Below are 16162 nucleotides of genomic sequence, written 5' to 3'. Positions count from 1 at the left end.
GCGCGCAACGCGCCGGACATTCGCCAGAAACGATCAGGAGATCGCGCATGTTTCGCCATGCTTCGATACGAACCGCCGTCGCTCTGTGCGCTGCGTTGATGCTGGCATTGCTTCACACCGCCGCGCCGGCCCATGCCGGCGACGATCCGAAGGCCTTTGTCGACGCGGTCGCCGAACGCGCCATCGCCATCATCAGCGACGATGCGGCCACGCCGAAGCAGCGCGAGGAAGCCTTTCGCGACCTGCTGCGCGAGAAGGCCGATCTCGATCGCGTTGCCGCCTTCGCGCTCGGACAGTATCTGCGTACGCCGAACGAAACGCAGCTGGCCGAATATCGCAGCCTGGTCGAGAACTTCATCGTCAAGGTCTATGTGACGCGGCTGACCGACTACAATGACGAGAAGCTCGAAGTGCTGAGCGCGCAGATGCGCGGCGAGAATCAGGCGATCGTCAAGAGCGAGATCCGCTTCACCGGCGGCCGCCAGCCGGTGCAGGTCGACTGGTGGCTGATCAGGAGCGGCGACGACTACAAGATCTTCGACATCAATGTCGTCGGCATCTGGCTGGCGCAGGAGCAGCGTTCGACCTTCTCCAGCGTCATCCGCAACAATGGCGGCAATTTCGACGCCCTGCTCGAACATCTGCGGGCCCAGATCAGCAAGGCCGAAAGCGGCGACCTCTCGGGTATCGCCAGCAGCAACTAGGATAGACCGTATACGGACGGAACCGGCCGCGGCGCCCCCCGAAAGAGAGGCGCCGCAGCTGTTTGTGACAGCGACCCCCCCTGCTGTCATCGAACTGTCAAAAAACTGTCACAAAAGCACTTGTCCACAGCGATACCCCATGGGTTATCCCCGTGGGACCGGAATGCCACAGCCCGCCAGCGCCGCCGCAGCGTGGCGCGAAGGCCACGAGCCCGAAAAAATCGCCCGAATTTCGCCCGAACTTGTCCCCGCCCCCTTTATCCCCACCCGGCTTGTCCCCATCGTGCGGCATCGCCGGCCGCCCGATTCCGGCTTGCGCCGGCGCCCCCGGCTGTCCGGCTCAATGTCCGCAGACGGACAATAAAGGTACCGGCCGGCCCGGAAGCCGGTACGGAAACGGGACTTGCCAGCGCCGCCGAACCTCCGCACATTCGCGGCGCGCAACCGGAAGGATTGCGGCACTTCTCAAGGGCGCATTCCCGTGAATTTCGGTCAACCCATGCACCGCCAGGTGCTGCTTCTGTCGACGACGCAGGCGCTGTTCCAGACCGGACCGGTGCTGGTAATGACGATCGGCGGGCTGGCCGGCGCGATGATCGCGCCGCGGCCGGAACTGGCGACCGCGCCGGTCGCCGCGATGATGCTGGGCACGACGCTGGGCACGGTCCCGGCCTCGATCTGGATGGCGCGGGCCGGACGGCGGCCGGGCTTCATCTTCGGCGCCCTGTCGGGCATGACCGGCGCGCTGGCGGCGGCCGCCGGCATCTGGGCCGGCTCGCTGCTGCTGCTCTCGCTGGGCACATTCCTGATCGGCCTCTACCAGTCCTTCGCGCAGTTCTACCGTTTCGCCGCGTCGGAAGTCGCCGATGTGGCCTTCCGTCCGCGTGCGATCTCGCTGGTGATGGCCGGCGGCGTCGCCGCGGCCTTTCTCGGACCCGCACTTGCGCGGACCGGCGGGCCGCTGCTGACGCCGGCCTATACCGGTTCCTTCCTGATGCTGGCACTGGTCTCGCTCATCGCAGTCGTCCTGCTGTTCGGCCTCAGGGTGCCGCGCCCGGCGCCGCGCGCCGAAGGCGCCGATGGCGGCCGCCCGCTTCTGGCGATCCTGCGCCAGCCCGCCTATGCGGTGGCGCTGTTCGGCGCGGCGACCGGCGGCGGCGTGATGATCCTGGCGATGACGGCAACGCCGCTGGCGATGACCCATCACCAGCATCATCTCTCGGACACGGCGCTGGTGATCCAGCTGCATGTGCTGGGCATGTTCCTGCCCTCCTTCTTCACCGGCTCGCTGATCGCGCGCTTCGGCGTGTTGCGCATCATGGCCAGCGGCGTCGCGCTGCTGGCGGGCCATGTGCTGCTGAGCCTGTCGGGCACGGGATTTGCCTCCTTCGCCTCGGCCCTGGTGCTGCTCGGCATCGGCTGGAACTTTCTCTATATCGGCGGCACAGCGCTGCTGACCGAGACCTATAGCGAGGCCGAAAAGGGCCGCGCCCAGGCGATGAACGACCTGACGATCTTCGCGACCAGCCTCATTTGCGCGCTGGGCGCCGGCGTGCTGCACCAGCTTTTCGGCTGGCAGATGCTGAACCTGATGCTGCTGCCCTGGCTCGGGCTGGTCGCCGCGGCGCTGCTGTGGCTGGCGAGCCGGCGGCGTCTGGCCTCCGAGACGCCGTGAGCGGGAAGCGCGGGTTCTCGCCGGCATTCTTGCGGAACGTAAGGATATTCCTTACACTTAAAACGCTCCACACCGAGGCAGGCCAATGATCACAAGCAAACTGACAACCAAAGCCCAAACCACGATCCCGCAGCCCGTGCGCGCCGCGCTGAAGCTGCGCGAGGGCGACGAGCTGGCTTACGAGATCGACGATGGCCGGGTCATCCTGACCAAGGCCGGCAAAGGCACGGGCGACGATCCGTTCCGGACTTTCGACGAGTGGAATTCGGATGCCGACCGGAAAGCCTATGCCAAACTTTAAGCAGGGCGACGTCGTCAAGGTTCCCTTTCCCTATACCGACCGCGCGACGCGCCAGCACCGGCCTGCCCTTGTCGTCTCGGCGGGCGGCATCGAGGACAGGTACGGCCTGTTGTGGGTGACGATGATCACCAGTGCCGAGAACCGTGGCTGGATCGGCGACGTGCCGGTGCAGGATTTGAAGCGGGCAGGCCTTCCCGTCGCCTCGATCATCCGGACGGCGAAAGTCGTAACCATCGAGGCAGAAGACGCGACAAGGCTCGGCATGCTGAAGCCCGGAAATCTCGCAGCCGTACTCGAGGAAATTAAGTCCGAACTTGCCATGTGAGGCGGGCACTCTCATTCGCCGTAACCGGGATGCCGGTTCCGTCGCGGCTGCATGAACTTCGACGCTGCACGTTCCGCATTCAGCCCCTGTTAAGCGGCAGCGCCCAAGATGGCGGGGTATTCCCGTAGTGAGTTGCGTGAGGCCGACATGATCGCGGAAACCGATCCGGGCGAAACCGGTACGATGAAGGCGACGACGCCGCGCTCGGCGCGGAGCCGCGACTTCGAACGGATCTGGGCCGCCATTCCGCGCCATGGCAAGCCGCTTCCCGACAAGGCCGATTTCCGCCCCGAACGTTTCGCGCGCTTCCTCGCCGACATCTATCTGGTCGAACTGCATGACGTGCCGGGCAAGCGGGTCCCGATCCGGCTGGCCGGCAACCATATCCGCGATCACCTGGGCATCGACGTCAAGGGCATGAATTATGCCGACTTCGTGCCGCCGGAACGCCAGGCCATAGCCGGCGCCTCGATGCCGCGCATGTTCGAGATGCCCGTCTGCGGCCGCTGGGTGCGCAAGGACATTCTCCACCGCGACGGCCACCGCGAAATGATCGAGATGACGCAGCTGCCGATGTCCGAAGCAGCGACGGGGACGCGGCTGGTGCTGGGACTGATCGAGGGCTTCGGCGAGGAACTGCACGGCGAAGGCCAGTTCCGCATCGAGAGCCGCGACGCCGAGGTCTTTTTCGACCTGGCGTGAGGCGCGGACACGCATCCAGCCTTGCGCGCCTCAGTCTCGGGGCGTGAACCAGCAGGTATAGCGTTCGCCGTTGCTGTAAGGATAGCTCAGCTCAAACAGATCGTCCGAGACCGGCGTCTGGACGCTGCCCCCGCCATCATATTGCAGATAGAGCACCCCAGTCTCCTGCCTCCACTGACCGGTGCGCTCGTTGTCGTCCACATCGTATTCGAGGAAGCTGGAATCGGCCCTGAACTCGAATGCAGTCATGCACTCGTCATCCGTCCATGTCGTCCCGGCGAGGTTCGGCGCGGCCACGGCAGGCAAAACGAGCAAGACACCCGCGAGCACCGCAACCGGCATGTGAATTCTGCGCATGATCAATGCCTCCCCCACCGGGCCCCGAAGCTACGCTCTATTCGGAAAATTCACACCAACAAACATTGCGGGCCGAACCGGGATGCCGAAACAAAGCACCGACCTCCGGTCAGGAACCGACTCCGCGCAGGTCGGGCATGGCGTGTTTCGGCATCGGCGCGCGGCCATAACGCTCTTCCAGCACCCGGCCGATTTCCCGCACCAGTTCGCGATGGTCGATCGGCTTGCCGACATAGCCGTCGGCACCCATGCGGTCGTAGCGCGTATTGTCGGGACCGAGCGAGTCGGCCGTCAATGCGATGACCGGAATGTCGCGGAAAGCCGCTTCATGCGCGCGGATATGGGCGAGCGTTTCCTTGCCATTCATCACCGGCATGTGCATGTCGAGCAGCACCAGATCGAAAGGCCGTGTCTGCAGATCGCGGATCGCATCGGCGCCGTTCTCGGCCTCGACGATCTCGATGCCGAGCGGTTCGAGGAAGAGCCGCGCGACCTTGCGGTTGAGCGGATGATCGTCGACCAGCAGGATCGAAAGCCCCTTGGCCCAGCGCACGCCGCCGGTGCGGTCGACCTCGGCCTCGGCCGGCGCCTCGGTTTCACGGCGGCCGGGCATGGCGCGGAAGGTCAGCGTGAAGGTCGAGCCCTTGCCCTCCTCGCTTGTCGCCACCAGATCGCCCTCCATCAGATGCGCCAGCTTGCGGCTGATCGACAGGCCGAGCCCGGTGCCGCCGAAACGGCGTGCGGTGGAGGCGTCGGCCTGGGTGAAGGGTGCGAACAGCTTGTCGAGCGTTTCGGCGCTCATGCCGATGCCGGTGTCGGACACCGCGATACGCACCTCGACGGCGCCGTCATCGGCCGGCACGGCGCTTGCCGCAATATCGATGCGGCCCTGGTCGGTGAACTTGATCGCATTGGAAACGACATTGGAGATGCATTGCCGCACGCGGATCGGGTCGAAGCGCAGGAAGGTCGACATCGCACCGTCGACCGAAAGCGACAGCGCAAGCCCCTTTTCCTTTGCGCGCGGCGCCCAGAGCTTTTCGAGGCGGCGCAGCAGATGGCCGAGATCGTTGTCGATCGGCGATATGTCGAAACGCCCGGCCTCGATCTTGGCGAGATCGAGCACGTCGTTGAGGATCGCCATCAGCGTCTTGCCGCCGTCGAGAATCGTCTCGATCTGGTCGCGCTGCTCGGGCGAGAGATCGCCCGAGGCCATGACCTGCGCCATGCCGAGAATGCCGTTGAGCGGCGTGCGGATCTCGTGGCTGATATTGGCGAGAAAGGCCGACTTGGCCTCGTTGGCGGCTTCGGCCTGCTTGCGTGCCTTCTTCAGTTCGCGTTCGCGTTCCCGGAGCACCGTGACGTCGGCGCCGACCGCGACCCAGCCGCCGAAGGACAGCGGAATCTCGACGACCTGCATCACCGTGCCGAGATGGGTCTTCAATTCGACCGGCTCGCCGCGCATCAGCGTCTCGTTGATGTCCCTGGCCACGGCAAACGCTTCATCGTCCGGCAGTCCGGGGACCACTTCCTTGACCGCGACATACGTCGCTTCGAGATAAGTCTTGCCTTCCCGGAGCGCCTTGTTGGTGAAGGGGAAGTCGCGCTCGTTCTGCGCGTTGGAGAGAAGGATTTCGTGATCGGGACCGAAAATGACAAAGCCGCCCGGCAGGCGGTCCACCGCCTCCCGCACGATCTCGGCCATCTCCCGGTCGCCGATCTTCTTTCCGCCCATGATCGAGCCTTTCGCCACGCGCGCCGCAGGACGGCGCGCGGGAGCCGCCTGACCCCCGATTTCACAGGTTGAATCTAGATTTTGCGGCTTAATGCTACGTGAATGGTGCGCAGCCGGCCGGGCCGGAAACGCAAGGGATTCCAGCCTTTTCAATAAAATGACAGTTTTTGAGGATCCCGCTGGATGCGAGGTGCCGTCTTGGGTACTCGCCGCCACGACATTCAGGGAGGTTGAAACTCCCCGGGATGTTCTGTGCACGAGCCTTAGGAAGCCACTTCAATCGGCGGCAGGACGCAATAGCCGAGTCTTGCTGTTATTTGAGTAAGTATCCCAAGTAATATCGTATTCTTCAGCTTGATTGCCCCACGCTGTCCAGCCAGGCCTAGTGCCCCGCGCAAACAACTCAAGAAACGGTCCCTTAGAGCAAGACTCAATCACATCATACAGTTCGTCTGGCTTACGGCTATGTTCGCGCTTTCTGGTCCCAATATAGTTGACTTGGGTGCGACCGGGTTGAAGCGTCCTCGCATTTCTCCCACGAACACCGAAAAGCACCAACTCGGTTACATTGCGAAAATAGAAACCAACCCCGCGTCCATCACTCCCACCATCTTTTCTAAGCTTGTGCCAAACAATATTTGACTTGTATTCGAACCCCCATGCCTTCATCACTTGCAATCCATCTGGCAAAAGAGCGTTTGGAACCCAGAGATAAAGGTGCGCAGCGTCTGCAAGCGCAGACGAGACCGGCAGGGACATGATCTGCTCGAGATCCATTGTTCCGTAGCGCGATAGCCGCCGATGTTCCGGCGCCATCTTTCCTGTTCGATTTTGGAAACGCCATGGAGGATCAGCCAGCACAGTTCCGAACTGAGAATGCCCCACGCTTTTCGCGAAGTCTTCGACAGGATCTATCGTCATGTCTATTCCTCTAGCTCAATACACTCGGGGCCAATACCAACCGCTAGAACCGGACAGCCACCATTTCGGCCAGCATTGAGGCGATAAAGCAGCTTACCCATCCAAGTGGTGGAGGCGCCATATTTCTGGCTAATCGTTCTCTTCGGATCTTCTGTTCCGTCCTTCTTCAGCGCCTGCCCCATCGCCCTAAATAGGGGATTGAGACTAGCGCTCCTTGTAAGGATCACCGCAGCATCGATCACCCCACATTGGCTGAATGCACTGAACGCATAAAGATCTCGATCAAAGGTCTGGTCTTTACTATTCCACTCCAAGTCAAAGGCAACCCGACCCTTCACATAATCGACCTTATGTCCGTCGAGAAACCTTTCACGTGTAAACCGCTCAACGCGCCGTTCGGTAGCCTTGGCTTTGCCACCTGCGGTCGGCACACGGGAGATAAGCTGCACAGCGAGATCGGCCTGAATAGTTGTCTCTCTCCATCCCCTGGGACGGAGCGCACTGGAAATCAACTTCGGGATCTCGCTCTCGTTTCCGCCTGGCTTTCGTATCATCCGCGCTGGAATCGAAAGCTCCCGCAGCATCGCAAGAATTTCATGAAACTCCTCTTGATGTGCATGAGTCAAGATCGCCGCCGCATTCCTGTAGCTATAGACTTCAAATCGCTCCCTAATATCCACGGGAATAAGGCCATCTACAAAGGGCTGGGGATCCGCGGCATTATTGGGAGCCGCTGCGACATCGACTGGCGCCTCGTCCTCACCCCCGTTCAGATCTTCCTCAGCGTCATCGGCCATAGAGTACCGCCCTCCGAATCGGACTACCAAGCTTCGCAGCTATGCGGACGCATTGAAACAGTGCGATTAGAGCGCGACAATCCAGAACTAAAAGGCCCAACTCTGCACCTAGCCGCACTAAATCTTACCGGCTGAAGCGCTTGTATTTGATGCGGGTCGGGATTTCGGCGGCGGGCCCCAGGCGGCGTTTCTTGTCTTCCTCATAGTCCTGGTAATTGCCCTCGAACCATTCGACATGGCTGTCGCCCTCGAAGGCCAGCATGTGGGTGGCGATGCGGTCGAGGAACCAGCGGTCATGCGAGATCACGACGGCGCAGCCGGCAAAGGCCACCAGCGCGTCTTCAAGGGCGCGCAGCGTCTCGACGTCGAGATCGTTGGTCGGTTCGTCGAGCAGCAGCAGGTTGGCCCCCGATTTCAGCATCTTGGCCAGATGCACGCGGTTGCGCTCGCCGCCCGACAGGAGACCGACCTTCTTCTGCTGGTCCGAACCCTTGAAGTTGAAGGAGCCAACATAGGCGCGGCTCGGCATGGTGATCTTGCCCAGTTCGACGATGTCGGTACCGCCGGAAATTTCCTCCCAGACGGTCTTGTTCGAATCGAGCGAGTCACGGCTCTGGTCGACATAGCCCATGACGACCGTATCGCCGATCTTCAGCGTGCCGGAATCCGGCTTCTCCTGACCCGTCAGCATACGGAAGAGCGTCGTCTTGCCGGCGCCGTTGGGGCCGATGACGCCGACAATGCCGCCGGGCGGCAGCTTGAAGGAGAGATCGTCAATCAGCAGCTTGTCGCCGAAGCCCTTGGCGATGTGTTCGGCCTCGTAGACATTGCCGCCGAGACGGGGCCCCGCCGGAATGACGATCTGGGCCTTGCCCTCCTGCTGCTTGCCGGCCTCGGCCAGCAATTCGTCGTAAGCCGAGATGCGCGCCTTGGACTTCGCCTGACGCGCCTTGGGACTCTGGCGGATCCATTCGAGTTCGCGCGCCAGCGTGCGCTGCTTGGCCTCTTCCTGACGGCCTTCCTGTTCGAGCCGCTTTTCCTTCTGTTCGAGCCAGGAGGAATAATTGCCTTCGTAAGGAATGCCCGAGCCGCGATCGAGTTCGAGAATCCAGCCGGTCACATTGTCGAGGAAATAGCGGTCATGGGTGACCATGACGACGGTGCCTGTGTATTCCTTCAGGTAGTTCTGCAGCCAGGCGATCGATTCCGCGTCCAAGTGGTTGGTCGGTTCGTCGAGCAGCAGCAGATCGGGCGAGGCAAGCAGCAGGCGGCAGAGCGCGACGCGGCGCTTCTCGCCGCCGGAGAGATTGTTGACATCGGCTTCCGGGTCCGGGCAGCGGAGCGCATCCATCGCCATCTCGACCTGTGAATCGAGATCCCAGAGATTCTGCGCGTCGATGATGTCCTGGAGCTTCGCCATTTCCTCGGCCGTCTCGTCCGAGTAATTCATGGCAAGTTCGTTGTAGCGGTCGAGCAGCGCCTTCTTTTCGGCCGCGCCTTCCATGACATTACCGAAAACGTTGAGCGCCGGATCGAGCTCCGGCTCCTGCTGCAGATAGCCGACCTTGGCGCCCGCCGCCGCCCAGGCCTCGCCGGTGTGGTCCTTGTCGACGCCGGCCATGATGCGCAGAAGCGTCGATTTGCCGGCGCCATTGAGGCCGACCACGCCGATCTTGACCCCCGGCAGGAAGGACAGGCGGATGTCCTTCAGGACCTGCTTGCCGCCCGGATAGGTCTTCGACAGGCGGTCCATCACATAGACATATTGGTAGGCGGCCATGGCGGGCTTTTATCCTCGGAGCTGGCGTTGAATTGGCGCCCCTTCTAGCGGATCGGCCCCCGGCGGGCAATCGACCTAGACCGTCTTCATGTACTCCACCAGCTGGTCGAGCGCCGTGCCCCAGCCGTCCTGGAAGCCCATTTCGGCGTGGCGCTTCGCGCTCGCCTCGTCAGGATGCAGGGCGATGGCGGTGTATTTGGTGCCCTGCCCCTGCGGCTCCATCAGAATGAAGGCGGTGAAGAAGAGATCGTGCACCCGCGCCATGGCCGGCCGGTAGCCCGGCCCCAGCGCCGAGGTCCAGACCAGCCGGCGCTCCGGCACAACTTCGAGATAGCAGCCGGAGCCACCTTCCATGTTCTCGCCTTCGGGCGAGCGCATCTGCGTGTAGAACTCGCCGCCGGGGCGCAGGTCGATGCGGCAGTCGACCGTCTCCCAGGGGCGCGGACAGAACCACTTTTTCAGATGTTCGGGTTCGGTCCAGGCGCGCCAGACGAGCGCGGGCGGGACATCGACGACGCGCTCCAGCACGAGGTCTGTCTTCGGGTCGATGGTCGGGATGCTCATTTCTCGCGCTCCTTCATCTGCAACAGGTAGTCGTCGAGCCGGTCGAGCCGCGCTTCCCAGAGCGCGCGCTGCTCGACCATCCATTTTTCGGCCGCCTTCAACGGCTTCGGCTGAAGCTGGTAGGTGCGCACGCGGCCGGTCTTGCGCGAGCGGACGAGGCCGCATTTTTCGAGCGCCGCCAGATGCTGCATGAAGGACGGCAGCGCCATTTTGAAAGGCCGCGCCAGTTCGCTGACCGGCGCCGGCCCTTGGCCGAGACGGCGGATCACCGCGCGGCGCGTCGGATCGCCCAGAGCGTGGAAAACACGGTCGAGCTGGCGCTGTTGTTGGTTAGGCATGTGGCTAAGTATGGAGGTGCGAAATAGTCAGGTCAAGGGCTTAGTTTTGAAGAAAGGAATTGAGAGGGCGTGGCTCGCCGGGCCGTCGCGCGCGGGCGCGACAGCCCGCCTTCGCCTTTGGCTTCGGCGCGGCAGCCTTCGCTCGCTTCGCCAATTCACGCATGAGGAGACTCGCCGAGCCGTAGCTCGCGAAGCGAGCGAAGGCTGGTGGGCCCGGCAGGACTCGAACCTGCGACCAAACCGTTATGAGCGGTCCGCTCTAACCAACTGAGCTACAGGCCCCCAGCGCCCCGCCATATAGCAGCAAGGGGGCCGGGTCGCCAACCGGGAAGCCCGGTTTCAGCGCAGGGCGCGCAGGAAGTCGAGCACGGCGGCGTTGGTCTCTTCGGGATATTCCTGCTGCACCCAGTGGCCGGCGCCCTTGACGATGCGGGCGCCCAGCCAGTTGGGGATGACTTCCGGCGCCCGGGCGATGGCCTCGGTGCCCCACCAGCTGCCGACATCATATTCGCCGCCCAGGAACATGGCCGGGACCGTCATCGGCTTGCCCTGCATCGGCGCGAGGTCGTGCCAGTCGTTTTCGAGATTGCGGTAGTAGCTCAGCGGACCGGAAAAGCCGCCGCGCTCCAGCGCGTCGACATAGATGTCGAGATCGGCCTCGGTGAACCAGGCCGGCATTTCGGGCGGCGTCATGAAACGCTCGCACATGCGCTGGCCGGGCTTCAGGCAGAAGGCGCTGCCGCGGATCAGTTCGATCGGATCGCCGGCATTGAAATCGACGCCGGCGCCCGCGATGCCGGCGCCCGACGCCGTCCAGGTGAGATCGCGCACCCAGCCGCGAAGGTCCTGCTCGATTTCGACGATGATGCCGTCCAGCGCGCTGAAATGGACCTGATAGAAATCCTGGTCCGGCCCCGAGATCGCGCGGTGGATCTCGTGCGGCGGCCGCTCGCCGAAGGGATTGCCCGGCAACGCGATCAGCCCGCAGCCCGAAAAGGGCACGCTCATGCCCATGACGCCGGTGAAGATGTCGGGATGAAGCCAGGCCGCCGTCCAGACGACCGGCGCACCCCAGTCGTGCCCGATCAGGATCGCCTGGCCTTCGCCCAGCGCATGGACGAGGCCGACCAGATCGCCGACCAGCGGATGGATGCGATAGGCATCGGGCTGCCAGAATTTCGAGGAACGGCCATAGCCGCGCTGGTCGATGGCGACGACGCGGTAACCGGCCCCGGCGATCGCCGGCATCTGGAAGCGCCAGGAATACCAGAGCTCGGGAAAGCCGTGGACGAGGATCACCAGCGGTCCCTCGCCCTGTTCGACCAGATGCAGCCGGACGCCGTTGACATCGACCAGCCGGTGTTGCGCTTCGCTCATCCCGCTCCCCTCCCCGGCCGCCTTACGGCAGCTCGACTTCCTGTTGTCCGAAATTCTTCTGGATCAGCGTTTTCCGTCCGCTGAGGCGGCTGGCCAGCCATTTGCCAAGCACGCGCGCCATCACGTCGGGCCGCAGCAGCACGCCGGGCCGGGCGACGAAATGCGTCACCATCAGATAGTGGCGATAGATCGACGGATCCTCGTGCATCGCCTCGAGCACGCGGTCGATGTACCAGTTCTGCGCGCGGAAATAGAAGGGGCGCTTCTTCTCGACATCCGGGATCCAGGGATAGCGCAGGTTCTGTTCGCGGATCACCGACCAGACGAGATCGGCAATGCGGCTGACGCGGCGATAGTAGCGGCGCACGAATTTCGGATCATGCACCGAGCCGCCGCGCAGCAGCTTGCGCAATTCGTCGAGTTCGAGCAGCGCCTTGGTCATGCCGGCGCCCGAGACCGGATCGGCACTGCAATAGGAATCGCCCAGCGCGACCAGACCCGAGGGCTGCGCCGTCATATCCTCGTAGTGCCAGCGCTGCATTGTCGGATAGCGGAAATTGTAGACCGGCGAACAGGGTTCGAGCCCCTCGATCTCGGCGGCGAGTTCGGGCGTCGGCATCTGCCGCGCAAAGGCGCGGAACTCGGTCTCGTTGCGCGGCGGGCTGTAGAAATTGTAGCCGACGAGACTGGTCGCCAGCGTGGTGCGGCTGCTGTCGGTGAGGAACTGCGCCGCGTAGTAACGCTGATGCGGCCGGTGCGCATAACAGATGGTCATTACCCGGTCCTGCCGCGCGCGCCCCGGCGGCACACGGTGCTGCATGGTCGAATAGAAGCAGTTGAGTTCGTCTTCCTCGATGGCGGGCACATCGAGGCCGAGACGGGCCAGCGCGGCGGGCACCGGCGTGTTCTTGCCGGAAGCATCGACGACGAATTCGGCCGGCAGAAATTCGGCCGCGCCGTTGCGCGTGGCGACGACGCCGACAATCGCATGGGCATCGCGGTCGAGCACCAGGTCGGTGACCTCGCTTTCGTAGCGGTAGTCGATCGCCGGATCGCCGTCGAGACGGCGGCGAACGCACCATTCGAGCAGCGGCCGCCCGGCACAGATGATCTCGACGCCGCTGCTGACCGGCTTCTTCCAGGCGCCCGCCAGCATGATCCGGTACTGCTCGCCCATGTCGACGCGGAAGGCGCCGGCCGCGACCATCTCGTCGATGATGCCGGGAAAGACCGTTTCGAGCTGGCGCTGGCCGGCGACCAGCAGATGATGGATATGCCAGCCCTGCGCGGCGCCGGGACGGCCCTCCATGCGGCGATGATCCTGGTCCTTCTCGACCACGATCACCTTCTCGAAATGATCGCCGAGCATCCGCGCCGCCGACATGCCGGCGATCGAGCCGCCGATGACGATGGCGGTGCCGCGGCCGCGCTGCCGGGCGGCGGCGATGTCGATGGCGGGCGGCGCGGCGGCGGGCCCCGCAGCGGCCGGCCCGCTGGGCAGGAACTTCTCGTACCAGAGACTGGCCTGGCCGAAGCCTCGCGCGGCCAGCCAGGCCCGCGTCGCATCGATCATGGCCGACGGACCGCAGAGATAGATGTCGACCGCGCCGCCGTGCAGATCGGTGCCGGCGAGGAGATCGGTGACGAGGCCGCGGCGGCCCTGCCATCCGGGCGCGGGCTCGGCGACGATCGCCTCCCAACTGAAATCCGGATGCGCCGCGGCGAGGCGGTCGAGCCTGTCGGTCAGCACCAGATCGTCGGCGCGCGTGACGCCGTAGAGCAGACGGACCGGCTGCGGGCAGGCTTCGGCGACCAGCTGTTCGGCCATGGCGAGGATTGCCGAGAGGCCGGTGCCGCCGGCGATCAGCACGATCGGCCGGGTGACCTGGCGCAGATGGAAATCGCCCTTCGGCGCGCGCAGCCGGAGCCGCGCACCGGGCGCGGCACGGCGCAGCCAGTCCGACATCGCGCCCTCCGGCAGCAGGCGGATCAGGAATTCGACCTCGCCGCGCCCGTCATCGGCATGGGCAAAGGAATAGCTGCGCCAGACGCCGCTGCCCGGCACCTCGAGCTGGGCGAACTGGCCGGGCCGGAAACCGGGCGCGGCCGGCAGGCCGGAAATGTCGAGCGCCAGCAACATGGTCTCGGGCGCGAGACGCTCGACACGCGTCACCACGGCCTCGCCGGCCACGATGCGCGCCGCATTGCCATCGAAGGGATATTCGAACTCGACCACGCAATCGGAACGGACGCGGGTCTGGCAGGCGAGAATGCGACCCTCGGCGCGTTCGGAACGGTTGAGGCCGACGACATGACCGGCCTCGTAGTCGCCCGATATGCAGCGCCCGACACAGGTGCCGCAGACGCCGCTCTGGCAGGCGCTGACGACCGGTATGCCGTTCTCCTCGGCCGCCTGCAGCACGGTCTGGTCGGGCGCAACCGCCATCTCGCGCGTCGTCCCGTCGGAATAGCGAACCGTCACTTGAAACGTCACTGGCCAGTCTCTTGCATCATGGGCGGATTTATTGGCAGATTTCCCGTTCAATTTCGGCGCCGGGGCGACCGGGCGCCATTGCGCAAACCGGTGAGGCCCCCGCCTCATTCGGGGGGTGGACAGGCGCCGCAATTTCGCCCCGTTCGGCGCCGAAGCTCCGCCCCCAGACGCATTCACAGGAGGCATCTCCATGCCGCGCCGTATCGCTCTCGCCGCCCTTGTCGCTCCCTTGCTGTTCGCCGCGCTGCTTGCCGCGCCGGCCCAGGCGAGCGATGCGCCGCCGCAACGCACCCTGACCATCACCGGCGAGGGCGAGGCCGTCGGCGTTCCCGACATCGCCTGGATCGATACCGGCGTCGTCACCGAGGGCAAGACCGCCGCCGAGGCGCTGGCCGCCAACACCAGAGCGATGGAATCCGTGTTCAAGGGGCTGGAAGAGGCCGGCATCGAGAAACGCGACATGCAGACCTCGCAATTCTCCGTCTACCCCGTTTACGAACAGATGCAGCCGGAAGACCGGCCGCAGACGCCGAAGATCAGCGGCTACCGTGTGCAGAACCAGTTGACCGTCAGGGTCCGCAATCTGGATGCCCTTGGCGGCATTCTCGACCGCGTGGTGAGCCTGGGCTCGAACCAGCTTTCGGGCATCCGCTTCTCGATCGACAAGCCCGAACCGCTGATCGACGAAGCCCGCAGGAAGGCCGTCGCCGATGCGCTCCGCAAGGCCAAGCTCTATGCCGGCGCCGCCGGCGTGGCGCTGGGACCGATCCAGAGCATTTCGGAAGGCGGCGTCAGCATGCCCCAGCCGATGTACATGAAGGCGGCGATGGCGATGGAACGCGATTCGAGCGTGCCCGTGGCGGCCGGCGAACAGACGCTGTCGGCCAATGTGACGCTGGTGATCCGCATCGACTGAGACGGCGTGTGCCGGACATCCGTCTTCCTCTCCATCTTGTGACTGGACGGTGAGCCCCCGCGCCGGGCAGGCTCGCGCCATCGCTCACGGGAAAACGGAGAAGGCGCGGATGTCGGTCGAGATGGTGAAGGAATATTACGGCCGGACGCTGCAGGGCTCGACCGATCTCAAGACCGATGCCTGTTGCGACGTGACGGCGACGCCGGCCCATATCCGCACCGTGCTGTCCGAGATTCACGACGAGGTGCTGAGCCGCTATTACGGCTGCGGCCTCGTCATTCCCGAAAGGCTCGAGGGCGCGCGCGTGCTCGATCTGGGCTGCGGCGCCGGCCGCGACGTCTATGCGCTGTCGCGCCTGGTCGGCGAGAGCGGCTCGGTGACCGGCGTCGACATGACGGCCGAGCAGCTGGCCGTCGCCCGCGCCCACCGCGAATGGCACCGCGAACGTTTCGGCCATGCGCAGAGCAATGTCGATTTTCGCGAAGGCTATATCGAGGGCCTGGGCGATCTCGGCCTCGAACCGGGAAGCTTCGATATCATCGTCTCGAACTGCGTCATCAATCTCTCGCCCGACAAGCGCGCGGTGCTGGATGGCGCCTGGTCGCTGCTGAAGCCGGGCGGCGAACTCTATTTCGCCGATGTCTATGCCGACCGCCGCCTCGACCCGGCCCTGCGCGACGACCCGGTGTTGCTCGGCGAATGCCTGGGCGGCGCGCTCTACTGGAACGATTTCCTGACGCTGGCGAAACAGGCGGGCTTTGCCGATCCGCGCCTTGTCGCCGACCGGCCGCTCGCGGTGACCGACGCCGCGATCCGCCGCGCGCTGGGGCCGGCGCGCTTCTTCTCGGCAACCTACCGGCTCTTCAAGCTCGACGGTCTCGAACCGGCTTGCGAGGATTACGGCCAGGCCGTGATCTACAGGGGCGGCATCGCCCATGCCGAGGATGTCTTCACGCTGGACGCCCATCACCGCATCGAGAAGGGCCGCGTCTTCCCGGTCTGCGGCAATACATGGCGCATGCTGAAGGAAAGCCGGTTGGCGCCGCATTTCGACTTCATCGGCGATTTCGCGCGTCATTACGGCATTTTCGAGGGCTGCGGCACACAGATGCCGTTCGGCGCGAATGACGCGGCCGCCGAAGGCGGCGCCTGCTGCTGAAACCCGGCCGCGATTGA

Annotated in this window: 16 protein-coding genes and 1 tRNA gene; 7 read left to right on the top strand and 10 right to left on the bottom strand. The window is 64.4% G+C overall.

Features of this window, described 5'->3' with window-relative positions; genetic code table 11:
• Nucleotides 1–47: 47 nt before the first annotated feature.
• From AAC071_RS11125 to AAC071_RS11105, 5 genes are all read left to right on the top strand, one after another.
• Nucleotides 48–704 carry an ABC transporter substrate-binding protein gene (locus AAC071_RS11125; RefSeq protein WP_339832511.1) on the top strand — a complete coding sequence of 219 codons (657 nt, stop codon included), beginning with the start codon at nt 48–50 and terminating at the stop codon, nt 702–704.
• Between the two features lie 481 nt (nt 705–1185).
• On the top strand, nt 1186–2379 hold the full coding sequence (locus AAC071_RS11120) for an MFS transporter (RefSeq protein ID WP_339832510.1): 1194 nt from the start codon (nt 1186–1188) through the stop codon (nt 2377–2379).
• Between the two features lie 85 nt (nt 2380–2464).
• Complete coding sequence (locus tag AAC071_RS11115) at nt 2465–2680, top strand: type II toxin-antitoxin system PrlF family antitoxin (RefSeq protein ID WP_339832509.1); 216 nt, start codon at nt 2465–2467, stop codon at nt 2678–2680.
• Entirely contained in the window at nt 2667–3005 is a 339-nt protein-coding gene (locus AAC071_RS11110; protein ID WP_339832508.1) for a type II toxin-antitoxin system PemK/MazF family toxin, read from the top strand. The genes AAC071_RS11115 and AAC071_RS11110 overlap by 14 nt, the downstream gene beginning before the upstream one ends.
• Before the next feature lie 147 nt (nt 3006–3152).
• Complete coding sequence (locus AAC071_RS11105; RefSeq protein WP_339832507.1) at nt 3153–3707, top strand: PAS domain-containing protein; 555 nt, start codon at nt 3153–3155, stop codon at nt 3705–3707.
• 30 nt (nt 3708–3737) lie between these two features.
• Here AAC071_RS11105 and AAC071_RS11100 read toward each other — a convergent pair whose 3' ends face one another.
• The 10 genes from AAC071_RS11100 to AAC071_RS11055 form a co-directional block, all read right to left on the bottom strand.
• Nucleotides 3738–3956, bottom strand: coding sequence for a hypothetical protein (locus AAC071_RS11100; RefSeq protein ID WP_339832505.1), 219 nt, complete (start codon nt 3954–3956; stop codon nt 3738–3740).
• 217 nt (nt 3957–4173) lie between these two features.
• Nucleotides 4174–5799: an ATP-binding protein gene (locus AAC071_RS11095; protein WP_339832504.1), complete on the bottom strand. Its 1626-nt coding sequence runs from the start codon at nt 5797–5799 to the stop codon at nt 4174–4176.
• Between the two features lie 276 nt (nt 5800–6075).
• Nucleotides 6076–6720, bottom strand: a complete 645-nt coding sequence (locus tag AAC071_RS11090) for an MT-A70 family methyltransferase (protein ID WP_339832503.1) — start codon at nt 6718–6720, stop codon at nt 6076–6078.
• A 2-nt stretch (nt 6721–6722) separates the two neighbouring features.
• The gene (locus tag AAC071_RS11085; protein WP_339832502.1) at nt 6723–7517 is read right to left on the bottom strand and encodes a BglII/BstYI family type II restriction endonuclease; all 795 of its coding nucleotides are present in this window, start codon (nt 7515–7517) and stop codon (nt 6723–6725) included.
• A 124-nt stretch (nt 7518–7641) separates the two neighbouring features.
• Nucleotides 7642–9297: an energy-dependent translational throttle protein EttA gene (gene ettA, locus AAC071_RS11080; RefSeq protein WP_339832501.1), complete on the bottom strand. Its 1656-nt coding sequence runs from the start codon at nt 9295–9297 to the stop codon at nt 7642–7644.
• A 75-nt stretch (nt 9298–9372) separates the two neighbouring features.
• A complete protein-coding gene (locus AAC071_RS11075; protein ID WP_339832499.1) occupies nt 9373–9861 on the bottom strand; it encodes an SRPBCC family protein in 489 nt (162 codons plus the stop codon).
• On the bottom strand, nt 9858–10199 hold the full coding sequence (locus AAC071_RS11070) for a metalloregulator ArsR/SmtB family transcription factor (RefSeq protein WP_339832498.1): 342 nt from the start codon (nt 10197–10199) through the stop codon (nt 9858–9860). Before AAC071_RS11070 ends, AAC071_RS11075 begins: the two co-directional genes overlap by 4 nt.
• A 205-nt stretch (nt 10200–10404) precedes the next feature.
• A tRNA-Ile gene (locus tag AAC071_RS11065) sits at nt 10405–10481 on the bottom strand.
• Between the two features lie 57 nt (nt 10482–10538).
• Nucleotides 10539–11576, bottom strand: coding sequence for an alpha/beta hydrolase (locus AAC071_RS11060; protein ID WP_339832497.1), 1038 nt, complete (start codon nt 11574–11576; stop codon nt 10539–10541).
• 22 nt (nt 11577–11598) lie between these two features.
• Nucleotides 11599–14070 carry a 2Fe-2S iron-sulfur cluster-binding protein gene (locus AAC071_RS11055; RefSeq protein ID WP_339832496.1) on the bottom strand — a complete coding sequence of 824 codons (2472 nt, stop codon included), beginning with the start codon at nt 14068–14070 and terminating at the stop codon, nt 11599–11601.
• Nucleotides 14071–14260: 190 nt separating this feature from the next.
• On the opposite strand from AAC071_RS11055, the gene AAC071_RS11050 reads away from it, so the two are divergent.
• Entirely contained in the window at nt 14261–14986 is a 726-nt protein-coding gene (locus AAC071_RS11050; RefSeq protein ID WP_339832495.1) for an SIMPL domain-containing protein, read from the top strand.
• 109 nt (nt 14987–15095) lie between these two features.
• On the top strand, nt 15096–16145 hold the full coding sequence (locus AAC071_RS11045) for a methyltransferase domain-containing protein (protein ID WP_339832494.1): 1050 nt from the start codon (nt 15096–15098) through the stop codon (nt 16143–16145).
• Nucleotides 16146–16162 lie beyond the last annotated feature (17 nt).

It is taken from the genome of uncultured Parvibaculum sp. (assembly GCF_963975745.1).
Classification (GTDB): domain Bacteria; phylum Pseudomonadota; class Alphaproteobacteria; order Parvibaculales; family Parvibaculaceae; genus Parvibaculum.
Note: the sequence above shows the minus strand (reverse complement) of the source record. Positions and strands in the feature narration are given on the sequence as shown.

What these genes read in the sequence shown, in the direction of transcription:
- AAC071_RS11100 (WP_339832505.1), bottom strand. Translation starts at nt 3,956, where the DNA reads ATGACTGCATTCGAGTTCAGGGCCGATTCCAGCTTCCTCGAATACGAT.
- AAC071_RS11060 (WP_339832497.1), bottom strand. Translation starts at nt 11,576, where the DNA reads ATGAGCGAAGCGCAACACCGGCTGGTCGATGTCAACGGCGTCCGGCTG.
- AAC071_RS11090 (WP_339832503.1), bottom strand. Translation starts at nt 6,720, where the DNA reads ATGACGATAGATCCTGTCGAAGACTTCGCGAAAAGCGTGGGGCATTCT.
- AAC071_RS11095 (WP_339832504.1), bottom strand. Translation starts at nt 5,799, where the DNA reads ATGGGCGGAAAGAAGATCGGCGACCGGGAGATGGCCGAGATCGTGCGG.
- AAC071_RS11105 (WP_339832507.1), top strand. Translation starts at nt 3,153, where the DNA reads ATGATCGCGGAAACCGATCCGGGCGAAACCGGTACGATGAAGGCGACG.
- ettA (WP_339832501.1), bottom strand. Translation starts at nt 9,297, where the DNA reads ATGGCCGCCTACCAATATGTCTATGTGATGGACCGCCTGTCGAAGACC.
- AAC071_RS11115 (WP_339832509.1), top strand. Translation starts at nt 2,465, where the DNA reads ATGATCACAAGCAAACTGACAACCAAAGCCCAAACCACGATCCCGCAG.
- AAC071_RS11110 (WP_339832508.1), top strand. Translation starts at nt 2,667, where the DNA reads ATGCCAAACTTTAAGCAGGGCGACGTCGTCAAGGTTCCCTTTCCCTAT.
- AAC071_RS11050 (WP_339832495.1), top strand. Translation starts at nt 14,261, where the DNA reads ATGCCGCGCCGTATCGCTCTCGCCGCCCTTGTCGCTCCCTTGCTGTTC.
- AAC071_RS11125 (WP_339832511.1), top strand. Translation starts at nt 48, where the DNA reads ATGTTTCGCCATGCTTCGATACGAACCGCCGTCGCTCTGTGCGCTGCG.
- AAC071_RS11085 (WP_339832502.1), bottom strand. Translation starts at nt 7,517, where the DNA reads ATGGCCGATGACGCTGAGGAAGATCTGAACGGGGGTGAGGACGAGGCG.
- AAC071_RS11075 (WP_339832499.1), bottom strand. Translation starts at nt 9,861, where the DNA reads ATGAGCATCCCGACCATCGACCCGAAGACAGACCTCGTGCTGGAGCGC.
- AAC071_RS11045 (WP_339832494.1), top strand. Translation starts at nt 15,096, where the DNA reads ATGTCGGTCGAGATGGTGAAGGAATATTACGGCCGGACGCTGCAGGGC.
- AAC071_RS11070 (WP_339832498.1), bottom strand. Translation starts at nt 10,199, where the DNA reads ATGCCTAACCAACAACAGCGCCAGCTCGACCGTGTTTTCCACGCTCTG.